Annotated in this window: 13 protein-coding genes; all 13 read left to right on the plus strand. The window is 65.0% G+C overall.

The genetic code is table 11. From position 1 onward, the window contains the following. Positions 1-6 precede the first annotated feature (6 nt). The 13 genes from HU230_RS01985 (at position 7) to HU230_RS02045 (ending at position 17,491) form a co-directional block, all read left to right on the plus strand. The gene (locus tag HU230_RS01985) at positions 7-3,144 is read left to right on the plus strand and encodes an efflux RND transporter permease subunit (protein ID WP_176533202.1); all 3,138 of its coding nucleotides are present in this window, start codon (positions 7-9) and stop codon (positions 3,142-3,144) included. A gap of 21 nt (positions 3,145-3,165) precedes the next feature. After that, positions 3,166-3,774 (plus strand): TetR/AcrR family transcriptional regulator, encoded by a 609-nt coding sequence (locus HU230_RS01990; RefSeq protein ID WP_176533201.1) that lies wholly within the window; start codon positions 3,166-3,168, stop codon positions 3,772-3,774. A 162-nt stretch (positions 3,775-3,936) separates the two neighbouring features. After that, a complete protein-coding gene (locus HU230_RS01995; RefSeq protein ID WP_176533200.1) occupies positions 3,937-4,560 on the plus strand; it encodes a flavin reductase family protein in 624 nt (207 codons plus the stop codon). A gap of 232 nt (positions 4,561-4,792) precedes the next feature. Then, positions 4,793-6,058: an SMP-30/gluconolactonase/LRE family protein gene (locus tag HU230_RS02000; RefSeq protein ID WP_176533199.1), complete on the plus strand. Its 1,266-nt coding sequence runs from the start codon at positions 4,793-4,795 to the stop codon at positions 6,056-6,058. A gap of 222 nt (positions 6,059-6,280) precedes the next feature. Further along, a complete protein-coding gene (locus HU230_RS02005) occupies positions 6,281-8,548 on the plus strand; it encodes an acyl-CoA dehydrogenase (RefSeq protein ID WP_176533198.1) in 2,268 nt (755 codons plus the stop codon). Next, entirely contained in the window at positions 8,548-9,831 is a 1,284-nt protein-coding gene (locus HU230_RS02010) for an acetyl-CoA C-acetyltransferase (protein WP_176533197.1), read from the plus strand. Before HU230_RS02005 ends, HU230_RS02010 begins: the two co-directional genes overlap by 1 nt. A 2-nt stretch (positions 9,832-9,833) precedes the next feature. Beyond that, positions 9,834-11,930 carry a 3-hydroxyacyl-CoA dehydrogenase NAD-binding domain-containing protein gene (locus HU230_RS02015; RefSeq protein WP_176533196.1) on the plus strand — a complete coding sequence of 699 codons (2,097 nt, stop codon included), beginning with the start codon at positions 9,834-9,836 and terminating at the stop codon, positions 11,928-11,930. Positions 11,931-12,019: 89 nt separating this feature from the next. Beyond that, complete coding sequence (locus HU230_RS02020) at positions 12,020-12,373, plus strand: acyl-CoA thioesterase (RefSeq protein WP_224924806.1); 354 nt, start codon at positions 12,020-12,022, stop codon at positions 12,371-12,373. A gap of 167 nt (positions 12,374-12,540) precedes the next feature. Further along, on the plus strand, positions 12,541-12,735 hold the full coding sequence (locus HU230_RS02025; protein WP_176533195.1) for a hypothetical protein: 195 nt from the start codon (positions 12,541-12,543) through the stop codon (positions 12,733-12,735). A gap of 82 nt (positions 12,736-12,817) precedes the next feature. Continuing rightward, positions 12,818-13,489, plus strand: coding sequence for an HAD family hydrolase (locus HU230_RS02030; RefSeq protein ID WP_176533194.1), 672 nt, complete (start codon positions 12,818-12,820; stop codon positions 13,487-13,489). A gap of 145 nt (positions 13,490-13,634) precedes the next feature. Next, positions 13,635-14,465: a DeoR/GlpR family DNA-binding transcription regulator gene (locus HU230_RS02035; RefSeq protein ID WP_176533193.1), complete on the plus strand. Its 831-nt coding sequence runs from the start codon at positions 13,635-13,637 to the stop codon at positions 14,463-14,465. A 345-nt stretch (positions 14,466-14,810) separates the two neighbouring features. Further along, the gene (glpD, locus tag HU230_RS02040; protein ID WP_176533192.1) at positions 14,811-16,355 is read left to right on the plus strand and encodes a glycerol-3-phosphate dehydrogenase; all 1,545 of its coding nucleotides are present in this window, start codon (positions 14,811-14,813) and stop codon (positions 16,353-16,355) included. Continuing rightward, positions 16,352-17,491: an ABC transporter ATP-binding protein gene (locus HU230_RS02045; RefSeq protein WP_176533191.1), complete on the plus strand. Its 1,140-nt coding sequence runs from the start codon at positions 16,352-16,354 to the stop codon at positions 17,489-17,491. The genes glpD and HU230_RS02045 overlap by 4 nt, the downstream gene beginning before the upstream one ends. Positions 17,492-17,495 lie beyond the last annotated feature (4 nt).

Consider the following 17,495-nt stretch of genomic DNA (forward strand, 5'->3'; position numbering starts at 1 on the left):
ACTGACATGAAGCGCTTCAACCTTTCGGCCTGGGCGGTCAGCCATCCGACGCTGGTGCTGTTCCTGATGATCATCCTCGGCGCCGCCGGCTTCTTCTCCTATGAGAAGCTCGGCCGCGCCGAGGATCCGTTCTTCACCGTCAAGGTGGTGAACGTCTCGGTGATGTGGCCGGGCGCGACCTCGCAGGAAATGCAGATGCAGGTCGCCGATCCGATCGAGAAGAAACTGCAGGAGCTGCCGTTCTTCGACAAGGTGCAGACCTATTCCAAGCCAGGCTTCACCGCGATGCAAGTCTCCTTCAAGGATTCGACCTCGCCGAAGGACGTGCCCTATCTCTTCTATCTCCTGCGCAAGAAGCTGGTCGACGTGCAGGGCGAGCTGCCCTCCGGCATCCTCGGCCCCGTGGTCAACGACGAATTCTCCGACGTCGATTCGATCCTCTATATGATGACCGGCGACGGCGCCAACTATGCGCAGCTCAAGAAGGTCGCGGAGGGTTTTCGCCAGCGTCTGCTGAAGGTGCCTGGCGTTACCAAGATCGACCTTTACGGCACCCAGGACGAGCGCATCTTCGTCGAGTTCTCGCATGCCAAGCTCGCGACGCTCGGCATCACGCCGCAGGCGCTGTTCGACTCGCTCGCCAAGCAGAACAATGTCACGCCGGCCGGCACGGTCGAGACCTCGTCGCAGCGCGTGCCGCTGCGCGTCACCGGTGCGCTTGACGGCGTCAAGGCGGTTGCCGAAACGCCGGTCGAGAGCAACGGCCGTGTGTTCCGGCTTGGCGATATCGCAACCGTCTCTCACGGCTATGTCGATCCGCCGAGCTTCAAGGTGCGTCAGGAAGGCAAGCCCGCGCTCGGCATCGGCGTCGTCACCGCCAAGGGCGCCAACATCCTCGAGCTCGGCAAGGAGGTCCAGCAGGCGACCGCCGAGTTCCTGAAGGCGGTGCCGCAGGGCGTCGACATTCAGCAGATCGCCGACCAGCCCAAGGTGGTCGAGCACGCCGTCGGCGAGTTCGTGCACTCCTTCGTCGAGGCGCTCGCGATCGTGCTGTTCGTCTCCTTTGTCGCGCTCGGCTGGCGCACCGGCATCGTGGTGGCACTCTCGGTGCCGCTGGTGCTCGGCATCGTCTTCATCGTGATGAACGCGATGTCGCTCGATCTGCACCGCATCACGCTCGGCGCGCTGATCATTGCGCTCGGCCTCCTGGTCGACGACGCCATCATCGCGGTCGAGATGATGGTGGTGAAAATGGAACAGGGCTGGGACCGCATGAAGGCGGCGTCCTTTGCCTGGGAATCCACTGCGTTTCCGATGCTCACGGGAACGCTGGTCACAGCCGCTGGCTTCCTCCCCATCGGCTTTGCCAATTCGGCGGTCGGCGAATATGCCGGCGGCATCTTCTGGATCGTGGCGATTGCGCTCGTCGCATCCTGGTTCGTCGCGGTGATCTTCACGCCCTATATCGGCGTCAAGCTGCTGCCCAACATCAAGGTGCACCAGAACCACGATCCGCACGCGATCTACGAGACGCGGATGTATCGCGGCCTACGCAGCGTGGTGCAGTGGTGCGTCGATCACCGCGTAAAAGTGGTGGCGGCGACCGTCGGCGTCTTTGTGCTTTCGATCGTGGGCTTTGGCCACGTCCAGCAGCAGTTCTTTCCGCTGTCGGAGCGGCCCGAGCTGTTCCTGCAGCTCCGTCTGCCCGAGGGTACTGCCTTCAACGTCACCGAGAAGGCGGTGAAGCAGGCCGAAGGGCTCTTGAAGGACGACCAGGACATCCAGACCTATACTGCCTATGTCGGCCAGGGCTCGCCGCGTTTCTGGCTCGGCCTCAATCCGCAGCTGCCGAACGAGGCCTTTGCCGAGATCGTGATCCTCGCCAAGAACGTCGAGGCGCGCGAGCGCGTCAAGGCGAAGATCGAGCAGGCCGCCGCCGACGGTGCGCTGAACGAGGCGCGGGTCCGGGTCGACCGCTTCAACTTCGGTCCGCCGGTCGGTTTCCCGGTCCAGTTCCGCGTGATCGGGCCCGACGCCAACAAGGTGCGCGACATCGCCTACCAGGTGCGCGAAGTGATGCGCCAGAACAAGAACGTCAAGGACGTCCAGCTCGACTGGAACGAGCAGTCGCCCTACCTGAAGCTCGCCGTCGACCAGGATCGGGCGCGCGCGCTCGGCCTGACCCCGCAGGATGTCTCGCAGGCGCTGGCGATGCTGATCTCGGGCGCGCCGGTCACTACCATCCGCGACGGCATCGAGAAGGTCGGCGTGGTCGCCCGCGCGGTGCCGTCCGAGCGACTCGATCTCGGCCGCGTCGGCGATCTCACCATCACCACGCGGAACGGCGTCGCGGTGCCGCTGCAGCAGATCGCCAAGATCGAATATGCGCATGAGGAGCCGATCCTGTGGCGGCGCAACCGCGACATGGCGATCACCGTGCGCTCCGACGTCGTCGACGGCGTGCAGGCGCCCGACGTCACCAACCAGATCTCGCCGAAGCTGAAGGACATCCAGGCCCATCTCGAGCCGGCCTACCGGATCGAGCCGGGCGGGGCGTTCGAGGAATCCGCCAAGGGCAATGCGTCGATCTTCATCCTCTTCCCCGTGATGGTGATGGTGATGCTGACGCTCTTGATGATCCAGCTGCAGAGCTTCTCGCGCCTGACGCTGGTGTTCCTGACCGCGCCGCTCGGCATCGTCGGCGCCTCGCTCGGGTTGAACGTCGCCAACCAGCCGTTCGGCTTCGTGGCGCTGCTCGGCCTGATCGCGCTGGCCGGCATGATCATGCGCAACGCGGTCATCCTGGTCGATCAGATCGAGAGCGACGTGTCCTCCGGCCTGACCCGGCGCGAGGCGATCGTCGAGGCCACCGTCCGGCGCGCCCGGCCTGTGGTGCTGACCGCGCTCGCGGCGATCCTTGCCATGATCCCGCTGTCGCGCTCGGCGTTCTGGGGCCCGATGGCGATCACCATCATGGGCGGCTTGTTTGTTGCGACTTTCCTGACCTTGCTGTATCTGCCGGGCCTTTACGCCCTCTGGTTCCGCAAGACCTTGGACGAAAGCGGCCCCGAGCAAGTCAATACTGCGCCGCAGCATGCCGGTGAGGGACAACTCGCATTTCCACTTGCTGAGGCGGCCGAATAATTGAAGATTGAGCAGGCCAACATGACACTGATCTCGGAACATAGCGAAACCGACACCCGCGAGCGGATTCTCGTGGTGGCGGAGCGCTTGTTCCGGCAGATCGGCTATCAGAAGACCACGGTCGCCGACATCGCCAAAGAGCTGCGGATGAGCCCGGCCAATGTGTACCGCTTCTTCGATTCGAAGAAGGCGATCCACGAAGGCGTGGCGCGCGGCCTGATGGGCGGGGTCGAGGTTGAGGCCCAGCGCATCGCGCGATCGGAAGGGCCGGCAGCGGCGCGCATGCGCCAAATGATGAAGACGATCAATCGCATGAATACCGAGCGCTATGTCGACGATTCCAAGTTGCACGAGATGGTCGAGATCGCGATGCAGGAGGATTGGCAGGTCTGCGTCACCCATATGGAAACGATCGGCCACACCATCGGCGAGGTGATCGCGCTAGGCGTGGCGACGGGCGAGTTCGAGGTCGACGACCTCGAAGTCGCCGCGCTGTGCGCCGGCACGGCGATGATGCGGTTCTTCCACCCGCAGATGATCGCTCAATGCGCCACCAAGCCGGGCCCGACCATCGACCAGATGATCGATTTCGTGATCGCCGGCCTGTCGCCGCGCATCCGCGCCAATTGAGCGCCGGCACTGACGTTTTCGTCAGTTGACTCTTCCCGCATTGCAAGCGAAGCGAAATCGTAGCCCGGATGGAGCGCAGCGTAATCCGGGAATGCTTCCACGTGTGAGACGAGTCCCGGATTGCGCTGCGCTCCATCCGGGCTACCGTGAGAGGGGCCCAGCGTGACCGCCAAAGACCTGCATTTCTACGAGCCGAAGAATGGCCACGGCCTGAAGCACGACCCGTTCAATGCCATCGTGGCGCCGCGGCCGATCGGCTGGATCTCCTCGCGCGACAAGGGCGGCAACGTCAACCTCGCGCCCTACAGCTTCTTCAACGCCTTCTGCTACGTGCCGGCGATCATCGGCTTCTCCTCCACCAACTGGAAGGACAGCGTCGCCAATATCCAGGACACCGGCGAGTTCGTCTGGAACCTGGCGACGATGGATCTCGCCAAGCACATGAACGCGACCGCGGCGCATGTCGCGCGCGATGTCGACGAGTTCAAGCTCGCAGGGCTGACGCAGGTTGGCGGCAAGCTCGTCAACGTGCCGCGCGTCGCCGAGAGCCCGGTGTCGTTCGAATGCAAGGTGAGTCAGATCATCCAGCTCCAGGGCGCCGACGGCAAGAAGGCCGAGGCCTGGCTGACGCTCGGCGAGGTGGTCGCCGTCCATATCGACAAGGCCTTCATCAAGGACGGCGTCTATCAGACCGGTCTCGCGCACCCGATCGTCCGCGCCGGCCGTCGCGGCGACTATTTCGAGATCAAGCCGGAGAACATGTTCGAGATGATCCGGCCGGATTGATATCGTCCGTCTAGCCGTCATTGCGAGCGAAGCGAAGCAATCCATCTCCCCACTGGGATGGATGGATTGCTTCGTCGCTTTGCTCCTCGCAATGACCAATGCGGGAACCACGACAATGTGAAATTTCGGCGTGCAGTGATGAAAAACCGTCACTCGCAACCTCCGAGCGAGCAGTCTAACCTCCCGCGCGCCAGGCCGGATCAACGGCCGGCCAGCACAGTGGGAGGATGCGATGACACGCCAGGAGCGGAGCGGTCCAAACGGCGCGCAGAACGGTCAGAAGGAAGAGCGACGCGATCCGAACGTTTCACGTCGAACACTCGTCCAGGGATTGGCGGTGGGGGCGGCCGCTGCCGCAGCCGGCGTCAGCAGCGCGCTGGCCCAGAACGCGCCCGCGCCGGTCGGACCGCCGACAACCATCACCAGCCCGCCGCGCGACTTCAGTCCGCGTGGTGCGCCGACCACCTATTTCTGGGACCCCGACATCATCGCGGTCGATCCGTCCTTCAACGATCTTGCCCAGCCCAACACCTCGATCAAGCGCCTCTTTACGGGTGTGCTGTGGGCGGAGGGCCCGGCCTGGAGCTCGCAGGGCCGCTATCTCCTGTGGAGCGACATCCCGAACAACCGGCAGATGCGCTGGTCGGAGGATGACGGCCATGTCAGCGTGTTTCGCACGCCGTCGAACTACTCGAACGGCAATTCGTTCGACTTCCAGGGCCGCCAGCTCTCCTGCGAACATCTCACCCGCCGGGTGACGCGCTACGAGAATGACGGCACTGCGACGGTGCTAGCCGATAACTATCAGGGCAAGCGGCTGAACTCGCCGAACGACATCGTCGCGCATCCCGACGGCAGCTACTGGTTCACCGATCCGCCCTATGGCGGCCAGCTCTACGAGGGCGAGCCTGACGCGGCCGGTGGCGCGAGCAACGCGGCCGGCAAGCTCAACCCGCGGATCGGGCAGCCCGCGGGCTTCGCGCCGGCCAAGCGCGAGCTGCCGACCAATTGCTATCGCATCGATCCCTCGGGCCGCGTCGATCTCGTGGTGAGCGAGGACCAGGTGCCGGATCCGAACGGCCTCTGCTTCTCGCCGGATTACAAGAAGCTCTACGTCGTCTCGACCGGCAAGGGACCGGGCGACACCGGCCCTGGCGGCAAGGGTGACGTCTTCGTGTTCGACGTCGGCGCCGACAACAAGCCCGTCAACGGCAAGCGGTTCAGCGACTTCACGATCGACGGAGTGAAGTGCGGACCGGACGGCATCCGCTGCGACGTCAACGGCAATGTCTGGTGCTCGAGCAATGCCGGCCGCGCGGTCGGTTACAACGGCGTGACGGTGTGGTCGCCGGAAGGCAAGCTGCTCGGCCGCATCCGGCTGCCCGAGGTCTGCGGCAACATCACCTTCGGCGGCCCCAAGCGCAATCGCCTGTTCATGGCCGCAAGCCAGTCGCTCTATGCGGTCTATACCGCGACCCAGGGCGCCGGGCCGGCCTAGCGCACGGGAGAGGGGCGCCGGCACGACCTGCCGGCGCCCCCCCTTCGGCTACCTGATTGTCGCAGCTCAGCTTTCGGAACTGAACGCGTGGTCTGCCGTTAACAAACGGCGGCTTGGCCGCGTCAATTTCGCTTTATTTGAACAGCGAAGTGTTCACCGGTGAACGGCACTTTCCGATAGGATCATCACCCATCCGCGCTGCCGTTTCATGAGGGCCCCACCATGAGCTTCCGCCGCGATTACCTGTCCAAGCCGATCTTCTCCTGGGCGCGTGGCGTGCTGCCGACCATGTCGGACACCGAGCGCGAGGCGCTGGAAGCCGGCGACGTCTGGTGGGACGCCGATCTCTTCACCGGCAATCCTGACTGGTCGAAATTGCTGGCGTTTGCGCCGGCCAGATTGACCGAGGAGGAGAATGCCTTCCTGCACGGTCCGGTCGATGAGCTCTGCGCGATGCTCGACGAGTGGAAGATCAATTGGGAGTGGCGCGACCTGCCGCCCGAGGTGTGGAGCTTCATCAAGGCGAAGAAATTCTTCGGCATGATCATCCCGAAAGAATTCGGCGGCCTCGGCTTCTCGCCCTATGCGCATTCCGAAGTGGTGCGCAAGATTTCCTCGCGCTCGCTGACCGCGGCCGTCACCGTGATGGTGCCGAACTCGCTTGGGCCGGGCGAACTCCTGATGCGCTTCGGCACCAAGGAGCAGCAGGACAAATGGCTGCCGCGCCTGGCTGCCGGCCAGGACATTCCCTGCTTCGGGCTGACCAGCCCGGAGGCCGGCTCGGACGCCGCCTCGATGATCGACACCGGCATCATCTGCAAGGGCAATTTCGAAGGCCGCGAGGTGCTTGGGCTGAAGCTGAATTGGCACAAGCGCTACATCACGCTGGGGCCAGTGGCGACGCTGCTCGGCCTCGCCTTTAAGGCCTATGATCCCGACCACCTGGTCGGCAGCGAGGACGAGCTTGGCATCACGGTCGCGCTGATCCCGACCCATCTGCCCGGCGTCTCGATCGGCCAGCGCCATCTGCCGGCGATGCAAGTGTTCCAGAACGGCCCGAACTGGGGCCGCGATGTCTTCATCCCGCTCGACTACATCATCGGCGGCCAGGAACGCTTGGGCCAGGGCTGGAAGATGCTGATGACGGCGCTCGCCGCCGGCCGCGGCATCTCGCTGCCGTCGCTGTCGGCCGCCGGCGCCGCCTACGCCGCGCGCACCACCGGCGCCTATGCCCGCGTCCGCGAGCAGTTCGGCATCTCGATCTCGAAATTCGAGGGCATCGAGGAGCCGCTCGCGCGCATCGCCGGCACCGCCTATCTGCTCGATGCCGCGCGGCGGTTGACCTGCGCGGCGCTGAACGAGGGGCATCATCCCGCTGTCATCTCAGGGATCATGAAGCTGCACGCCACCGAGCGGATGCGGATCGCAATCGACGACGCCATGGACATCCATGGCGGCAAGGCCGTGATCGACGGGCCGCAGAACTATCTCGGCGGGCTCTACCGCTCGGTACCGGTCGGCATCACGGTCGAGGGCGCCAACATCCTGACCCGCAATCTGATCGTGTTCGGGCAGGGCGCAATCCGCGCGCATCCTTATCTCTTGCAGGAGATGAACGCGCTCAGCGAGACCGATCGCGACAAGGGCCTGACTGCGTTCGACACCGCGTTCTGGAACCATGTCGGCCACAGCTTCGCGACCATGTTCCGCGCCTGGGGCCGCAGCTGGACCTTTGGCCTGTTCGCACCGGCGCCGGATGCCGGCGATGCAACGGAGTTCTATCGCCAGCTCTCGCGCTATTCATCGGCGTTCGCGCTGTGCGCCGACATGGCGCTGCTCACCCTCGGCGGCGCGCTGAAGCGCAAGGAAATGCTCTCGGCGCGCTTCGGCGACATCCTGTCGGAGCTTTACTTGCTTTCTGCCGCGCTCAAACGCTGGCAGGACGAGGGGCGGCAGAAGGAGGATCTTCCTGCGCTCCAATGGTGCATGGCATCCGGCTTCAAGACCATCGAGAACCGCTTTGCGGAGATCCTCGCCAACCTGCCGAACCGTCCGGTGGCATGGATGCTGAAATTCCTGATCCAGCCGTTCGGCGCGCGCGTCACGGGTCCGTCGGATAGCGTCGTGCATTTCTGCGCACAACTCGTGCTGTCGCCGTCGGCAGCGCGCGACCGCCTGACGCCGGATCTCGCCTTTGTCGAGGATGACGGCGGCATTGCGCGGCTGGAAAAGGCCTTCCGCCTCGTCACCGAGTCCGAGGATGCGGCCAAGCAGCTGCGCGCGGCGCGGCTGCACGACTGGAAGGAGGCCGTCAAGAAAGGCGTCATCACCGAGGCCGACGGCGAGAAGCTCGCCGCCGCCCATGAGGCCGTGGCCAAGGTCATCGAAGTCGATGATTTTGCGCCCGAGGCGCTGTCCCCGATTTACAAGAAAACCGCCGACGTGCATCAGTTCTTCCAGGAGCTTGGTGAGCAGAGGGCGGCGAGCTGATGGCGCGACCAGTCTTTATCGTCGACGGCAGCCGGACGCCGTTCCTGAAGGCGCGCTCCGGTCCCGGCCCGTTCACCCCGGTCGACCTCGCCGTGCAATGCGGCCGGCCATTGCTGGCGCGGCAGCCTTTCGCGCCCACCGCTTTCGACCAGGTCATCCTCGGCTGCGTCAACGTGATCGCCGACGAGATGAACCCGGCGCGGGTCGCAGCCCTCCGGCTCGGCATGGGCGAGCAGATGGTCGCCTTCACGGTGCAGATCAATTGCGGCTCCGGCATGCAATCGATCGACACCGGCTACCGCTACATCCGCGAAGGCATCTCCGACCTGATCCTCGCCGGTGGCGCCGAGGCGTTGAGCCACGCACCGCTGGTCTGGCCCAATTCCGGCGTGCGCTGGTTTGCCGGCTTTGCCGGCGCCAAGGGCATCGGTGCCAAGATCGCCGCGGCGCTGAAGGTGAAGCCGAGCTACTTCAAGCCGATCATCGGCCTCGAGCGCGGGCTGACCGATCCGATCACCGAGCTCAACATGGGGCAGACCGCCGAGAAGGTCGGCCATCTCTTCGGCATCACGCGGACGCAGTCCGACGCTTACGCCGCCGAGAGCCATCAGCGGCTCGCCAACGCGCAGAAGCAAGGCTTCCTCAAGGGCGAGGTCGAGACCGCGTTCTCCCGCGACGGCAAGTTCTACGATCATGACGACGGCGTCCGCCCGGACTCGACACCGGAGACGTTGGCAAAGCTGAAGCCGGTGTTCGAGCGCCCGTGGGGTCAGGTCACCGCCGGCAATTCCTCGCAAATCACCGACGGCGCATCCTGGGTGATCCTGGCATCCGAGACCGCGGTGGCAAAGCACGGGCTGACGCCGAAGGCCGTCATCCTCGACAGCCAGTGGTCGGCGCTCGATCCGTCGATCATGGGTCTCGGTCCGGTGCTGTCGGCGAGCGCACTGATCAAGCGCAACGGGCTGACCTTGCAGGAAGTCGAGACCTGGGAGCTGAACGAGGCTTTTGCGACGCAGGTGCTCGGCTGTCTCGCAGCCTGGAACGACGACAAATTCTGCCGCGAGATTTTGGGGCTCGATGGCGCGGCCGGCGAGATCGACCGCGCGAGGTTGAACGTCGACGGCGGCGCGATCAGCCTTGGCCATCCCGTCGGCACCAGCGGCAACCGCATCGTGCTGCATCTGGTCAACGCGATGAAGCGGCTCGGCGCCAGGCGCGGCGTCGCCACCGAATGCATCGGTGGCGGGCAGGGCGGCGCGATGTTGATAGAGACGGTGTGATCATGGATTCACGGATCATGGACGTTCTCGCCGACCGCGTGCTCGAGCTCGGGCCGAAGCCGGCCGCCGACAGCCCGTACAAGAATTTCAAGCTGACGCGTGACGAGGACGGCATTGCCTGGCTGCTGTTCGACCGCGCCGGCACCAGCGCCAACACGCTGTCCGCCGATCTGCTCGACGAGCTCGATGCCGCGGTCGCGGCGCTGGAGAACCAGCGGCCGACCGGCCTCGTGGTGCGCTCGGCGAAGAAGAGCGGCTTCATCGCCGGTGCCGACGTCAATGAATTTCGCGGCGCCAGCGACCCGCGGGCGGTCGAGACCGAGATTGGCCGCGCGCATGCGGTGATCGACCGGCTCGAGGCTCTGCGCGTGCCCTCGGTCGCCGTGATCCACGGTTTCTGTCTCGGCGGCGGCCTCGAGGTTGCGCTGGCCTGCCAGATGCGGATCGCGATCGACGATGCCAGATTCGGCTTCCCCGAGGTGATGCTCGGCCTGCATCCCGGCCTCGGCGGCGCCGTGCGCTTCACGGAGCTGGTCAACCCGATGCAGGCGATGACCTTGATGCTGACCGGCAAGACGATCGACGCGCGCCGCGCGAAGTCGCTCGGCCTGGTCGACGCGGTCACCCAGGAGCGCCACGTTCGCAACGCGGTGAAGGATGCGGTGTTCGGCCGGCTGAAGCGCGCCAAGCCCGGCATGCTCAACGCGATCCTCAATCTTGGTCCGGTCAGGGGCTTGCTTGCCTCACGTATGCGCAGCGAGGCGGAGAAGGCCGCGCCGCGCAAGCATTATCCGGCGCCCTATGCGCTGATCGAGCTCTGGGAGAAGCACGCCGGCAACCGCTCGGCGATGCTGAATGCGGAGAAGGCCTCCTTCGCCAATCTGATGGTGACGCCGACCGCGCAGAATCTGATCCGCGTGTTCTTCCTGCGCGAGCAGATGAAGAAGGCGGCCGGCAGCGGCAACAAGGTGCAGCACGTCCATGTCATCGGCGCCGGCGCGATGGGCGGCGATATCGCGGCCTGGTGCGCCAGCCAGGACATGCGCGTCACGCTCGCCGACATGAAGGGCGAACCGATCGCTGGCGCCATGAAGCGCGCCGCCGAGCTGTTCGGCAAGATCATGCGCAGGAAGATCGACCAGCGCGACGCGCTGGACCGGCTGATCCCCGACATGGACGGCGAGGGCGTCCGCAATGCGGATCTGATCATCGAGGCGGTGCCGGAGAAGCTTGAGCTCAAGCAGAAGGTCTATGCCTCGCTCGAGCCGAAGATGAAACAAGACGCGATCCTCGCCACCAATACGTCGAGCATTCCCTTGCAGGATCTGCGCACCACGTTAGCACGGCCGGAGCGGCTGCTCGGCCTGCATTTCTTCAACCCGGTGTCGCGGCTGCAGCTCGTCGAGGTCGTCAGCCATGACGGCACCGATGCCGCGATGCTCAAGGAGGCGCGCGCCTTTGTCGGCGCCATCGACCGTCTTCCGCTGCCGGTGAAGAGCTCGCCGGGCTTCCTCGTCAACCGCGCGCTGACGCCCTATATGCTGGAAGCGATGATGATGCTGGACGAGAAGACCGACCAGCGTCTGATCGACGCGGCTGCCGTCGAGTTCGGCATGCCGATGGGTCCGATCGAACTCGCCGACCAGGTCGGCCTCGATATCTGCCTCGATGTCGGCGACATGCTGCGCTCGAAATTCGGCGACACCTTGCCGCCGACGCCGGCCTGGCTGCGCGAAAAGGTCGCCAAGGGCGAGCTCGGCCGCAAGACCGGCAAGGGCTTCTACACCTGGAAGGACGGCAAGGCGGAGAAGGCGCCGCTGCCGGAGACCGGTCCGAAAGTCAGCGACGAGATGATCGACCGCCTGGTGCTGCCGATCTCCAATGTCTGCGTCGCCGCCTTACGCGAGGGTATCGTCGACGACCCCGATATGGTCGACGGCGCGATGATCTTCGGCACCGGCTATGCCCCGTTCCGCGGCGGCCCGCTCAACTACGCGCGCACGCGCGGCGTTGACAGTGTCGTATCCGCGCTGCGCGCATTGACGCAGAAATTCGGCGATCGTTTCGCACCCGATGCAGGCTGGGAGACCTTCAAGTGACTGACACCCAAGCGCCCGAAACGCATGCTCACGCACCGCCGATCAGCGGCAACGAGCCGCAGGGCGACCTCTGCATCCGCACGCTGGCGATGCCGGCCGACACCAACGCCAATGGCGATATCTTCGGCGGCTGGCTGCTCAGCCAGATGGACGTTGGCGGCGGCGTGTTCGCCTCGAAGGTGGCGAAGTCCCGCACCGTGACGGTCGCGATCGAAGCGATGAATTTCCGCAAGGCGGTCTATGTCGGCGATCTCGTCTCGGTGCACGCCAATCTCGTGCGTGTCGGTCGCACCTCGATCACGGTGCATCTCGAAGCCTGGGTACTGCGCCGCCGCGAGCAGCAGTCGATCCTCGTCACCGACGGCAATTTCACCTACGTCTCGATCGACGATCAGGGCCGTCCGCAACCGATCCAGCGCGATGGTGCGACGATTTCGACCTGACGTCTTTTGCGCGAAAAACGCCGCTGATTCGGCGCGAGAGAAAACGCGTCGAAACTGAGACCGGAGCGCCGCTCGATTGTAAAAAAGCGGCGCTTCGCTTCGCAAAAAACTCAGGAACAAACGGGCGGCGATGCCGTTGTCGGCGCGGAATCAAACCGAGGCCGATAATGTCAGACTGCTACGTCATCGAAGTAAGTTCCGAGACCGCGGGTATCGTGGTGCGCGATACCAGGGGTTACGCGTTTTTCGCGGCTTCGCACCGGTTCCAAGCTCTCGAGGGCCAAATCTTCCGCAACGCACGCGAGGCCGAGCGCGCGGCGCGACGGCTGGTCACCGGCCAGGATCTGCAGATGGCCTCCTGATGAGGAGCCACGCGGCGCGCCGTTTGCGCGCGCCGCAAGAGTCTGTATTGATGCATCCGAACTCACGGAAACCTTTTTTCGGATGTCGCAGACACAAGGCAAGGCGCTGCTGTTCGACATTGACGGCACGCTCGCGGACACCGACCCGATTCACCTCGCCGCGTTCAACCAGGTGCTCGGCCCCCACGGACACACCTTCGATCACGCGCGCTTCGGCAAGGAACTGCAAGGCTTCTCCAACGCGTCGATCGGCGAGCGTTTCCTCACCCACGAGCCGGCCGACCGCCGCGCCAGCATCCTTGGCGAGAAGGAGCGGATCTTCCGCGAATTGGTCTCTGGCCAGATCGTGCCGGTGCCGGGATTGATGGCGCTGCTCGACCGGGCCGATCGCGCCGGCGTGCCGATGGTGGCGGTGACCAATGCGCCGCGCCCGAACGCCGAACTGCTGCTCTCGGGACTGGGTATCGCGCACCGTTTCAAGGCTGTCGTGATCGGCGATGAATTGGCGCAGGGCAAGCCGCATCCATTGCCGTATCTGGAGGGACTGCGCCTCGCAGGCGCGTCGGCACCGGCTTCGCTCGCGTTCGAGGATTCGCGCTCCGGCATTCAGTCCGCGACGGCGGGCATCGCGACGATCGGGATGCGAACCGGGCTTGGTCATGCCGATCTGCTCGCGGCCGGCGCGGTCGCCAGCGCCCGGGCGTTTGATGATCCGGAATTGATTCGCCTTGTTGCTTCGGCCATGGCGTGGTGAGGAAACGGCGTGGTGAGGCAGTGTGCCGAAACGTTGCCGGCTCGACATTGCTGCAACGCAGTCCTTAACCCCGTCGATGCTAGCTCGTTGACCTCCGCGCCGAACGGTCGCACCATGGGTCATTCGCCGTTTCAAGGGGGCCGCCGTGGCCGGACTCTCCCACCGCCAGACTGAAATCCTCAACATCGCACGCGCTTTTGGCCGGGTCATGGTCGAAGACCTTGCCAAGCGATTCGAGGTGTCGGCGCAGACCATCCGCAAGGACCTCAACGATCTCTGCGACGAGCGGTCGCTGACCCGCATCCATGGCGGCGCGATCATCGCCTCGGGCGTCGAGAACCTCGCCTATGAGGCGCGCCGCTTTGTGGCCGCCGAGGAGAAGAAGGCGATCGGCGCCGCCGCGGCCGCGCGGATTCCGAACGGCTGCTCGCTGTTCATCAATATCGGCACCACGACGGAAGAGGTCGCCAGTGCGCTGACCTCGCATGAGGACCTGCTGGTCATCACCAACAACCTCAACGTCGCGATGCTGCTGTATCGCCATCCGCGCATCGAGGTGGTGGTGGCCGGCGGCACGGTGCGCCGCGCCGACGGTGCGGTGGTCGGCTCGACCGCGACGCAGCTGATCGGCCAGTTCAAGGTCGATTACGCGATCATCGGCGCGTCCGCGATCGACGAGGAGGGCGCGCTGCTCGACTTCGACTATCGCGAGGTGCAGGTGGCGCAGGCGATCATCGCCAACGCGCGCAACGTGATGCTGGTGTCGGATGCGACCAAGCTTCGCCGCAGCGCGCCGGTGCGCATCGCGCATATGAGCCAGATCCAGACCTTCGTCACCGATTCGCCGTTGCCCGTTGGCCTCGCCAACATCTGCCACAGCCGTGGCATCGAGGTGGTCGTCGCGATGGACAAGCCGCAGGCCGATATCGACGACAATGGCGCCGACGCCGCACCCGCGACGCTGCGCAGCGCTTAGTCGATTTCAACGATATCGCCGCTGTCGGCCCATCGTCCCCGCACAACAACTCGCTCACCGTCACCCTGAGGTAGCCGCTTCTTCAGCGGCCCTCGAAGGGTGAACGGCCACACTGGGGCCTCGCACCCTTCGAGGCTCGCTCCGCTCGCACCTCAGGGGTGACGGGTTAAGTGATCGCGCGGGGGGCAGGTCGGGTGAGCCTGTCCACCATTCCGCACTCAGTCCGCCCAAAAAATCCCCAGCGAAAGTTCCCTGTTTTCACTTTGCTTTCGTTTTCGGTTGTGATCTACTCCAATCCGAAAGGAAAACCGTCAAAGCGAAAACGGTTGCCGGGGGAAGCGTTCTTTGGACCGAATTTACGACCTCGCCATCATTGGAGGCGGCGTTAATGGCTGCGGCATCGCGCGCGATGCGGCGGGCCGGGGCAATTCTGTTTTCCTCTGTGAAATGAATGATTTGGCCAGTGGAACCTCGTCCTGGTCGACCAAGCTGGTGCATGGCGGCCTGCGCTATCTCGAGTATTACGAGTTTCGCCTGGTGCGCGAGGCGCTGATCGAGCGCGAGATCCTCTGGCAGATCGCGCCGCATATCATTCGTCCGCTGCGTTTCGTTTTGCCGCACCATGCGGGCCTGCGCCCGGCCTGGCTGCTGCGGCTCGGCCTCTTCCTCTACGACCACATCGGCGGCCGGCATCTGCTGCCGGCGACGCGCTCGGTCGACCTGACGCGCGACGTGGTCGGCAAGCCGCTGATCCCGGGCCGCTACACCAAGGGCTTTGAATATTCCGATTGCTTCGTCGACGACGCGCGGCTGGTGGCGCTGACCGCGTGCGATGCCGCCGATCGCGGCGCCGAGATTCGCACCCGCACCCGCGCGGTGGAGATCAGGCAGATCGACGGCGTCTGGCACGTCACGGTCGAAGATGGCGCAACTGGCGCCCGCGACACGATCAAGGCGCGCGTGCTGGTCAACGCCGGCGGTCCCTGGGTCGAGCAGGTGCTCGCTACCGGTGTCGGCGTCAACGCGCGGGCCAAGGTGCGGCTGGTGCAGGGCTCGCATATCGTCGTGCCGAAACTCTACGACCACGACCGCGCCTACATCTTCCAGAATGCCGACGGCCGCATCATCTTCGTCATTCCCTACCAGAACGATTTCTCCCTGATCGGCACCACCGATCGCGACTATGACGGCGATCCGGCCAAGGTGAAGGCGACGCGCGAGGAGATCGAGTATCTCTGCGCCTCCGCCAGCGAATACCTTGCCAAGCCGGTGAAGCCCGAGGATGTGGTCTGGAATTACTCCGGCGTGCGTCCGCTCTATGACGACGGTGCGAGCGAAGCCAAGGCCGCGACTCGCGACTACGTCTTCGAGCTCGATACGCCCGGCGGTGCGCCGCTACTGTCGATCTATGGCGGCAAGATCACCACCTATCGCCGCCTCTCCGAAGAGGCGCTGGAGCGGCTGTCGCCCTATCTCCGCGGCGCGAAAGCGCAGGAGGGCTGGACCGGCAAGGCGCCGCTGCCCGGCGGCGACATGGATGTCTCCGCGGTCGCGGCGCTGAGCGCCGAGCTGGTTCGTAACTATCCGTTCCTCGCGCAGTCCCACGCCAACCGTCTCGCCCACGCCTATGGCACACGCGCCAGCAAGGTCTTGGGCAATGCAGCAACGGCTGATGATCTCGGCCGCGCCTTCGGCGCCACCTTGACGGAGAGTGAAGTCCGGTACCTGATGGCGAACGAATGGGCGCGGACCGCGGACGATGTCGTCTGGCGACGATCCAAGCTGGGCTTGCGGATGACGGCGGGTGAAATCGCCGCGCTCGACGAGTGGATGGTCGCCAACCGCGTGTCAGGTGAACGTCCCCTCCGCGAAGCGGGAGGACGGGCATGAGCGTTACACTGCAGAACGTCACGCGAACCGTGGATGGCATTCAGACCATTCGCGATGTTTCGCTGACGCTGGAGCGTGGCACGCTCAGCGTGCTGCTCGGGCCGACGCTGTCGGGCAAGACCTCGATCATGCGGCTGCTCGCCGGCCTCGACAAGCCGACCACCGGCCGCGTGCTGGTCGACGGCAAGGACGTCACCGGCGCCGACGTGCGGCAGCGCTCGGTGGCGATGGTCTATCAGCAGTTCATCAACTATCCCTCGCTGACGGTCTACGAGAACATCGCCTCGCCGCTGCGGGTGCAGGGCAAGCCGAAGGCCGAGATCGAGCAGCGGGTGGCCGAGGCGGCCAGCCTGTTGCGGCTCGAGCCCTATCTGAAGCGGACGCCGCTGCAGCTCTCCGGCGGCCAGCAGCAGCGCACGGCGATTGCGCGCGCGCTGGTCAAGGGCGCGGACCTCGTGCTGCTCGACGAGCCGCTCGCCAATCTCGACTACAAGCTGCGTGAGGAGCTGCGCGCCGAGCTGCCGCGGATCTTCGAGGCATCGGGTGCGATCTTCGTCTATGCCACCACCGAACCGTCGGAGGCGTTGCTGCTCGGCGGCGACACGGTGTGCATGTGGGAAGGTCAGGCGCTGCAGACCGGCGCGACGCCGAAAGTCTACCGCCATCCCGACTCGCTGCGCGTCGCGCAGGTGTTCTCCGATCCGCCGCTCAACGTCATCGGCATCGAGAAGAAGGGTGACCGGGTGATCTATGCCGGCGGCGAGCAGGCGCCCGCGGCTGGGCTGTATGCCAAGCTGCCTGACGGCACGTACAAGATCGGCTTCCGTGCGCACCAGCTCGAGGTCGGTAGCGTCGTGCCCGGCCGCCACAAATTCTCCGCCACCGTGACGGTGACCGAGATCACCGGGTCGGAGAGCTTTGTGCACGTTCACGTCCACGATTCGAACTGGGTCGCGGTGCTGCACGGCGTGCACGAATATGAACCCGGGCAGGTGCTTGAAGCCGCGCTCGATCCCGAGAATATCTTCGTATTTGACGCCGCCGACCGCCTGGTCGCGTCGCCCGCGACCGCGTTCGCAAGCGAACTGTATGGCAGTTCGCTTGCGGCACGCACGTCAGCCAGCAAGAGCAATTGAGGGA

Source organism: Bradyrhizobium quebecense (assembly GCF_013373795.3).
Taxonomy (GTDB): Bacteria; Pseudomonadota; Alphaproteobacteria; order Rhizobiales; family Xanthobacteraceae; genus Bradyrhizobium; species Bradyrhizobium quebecense.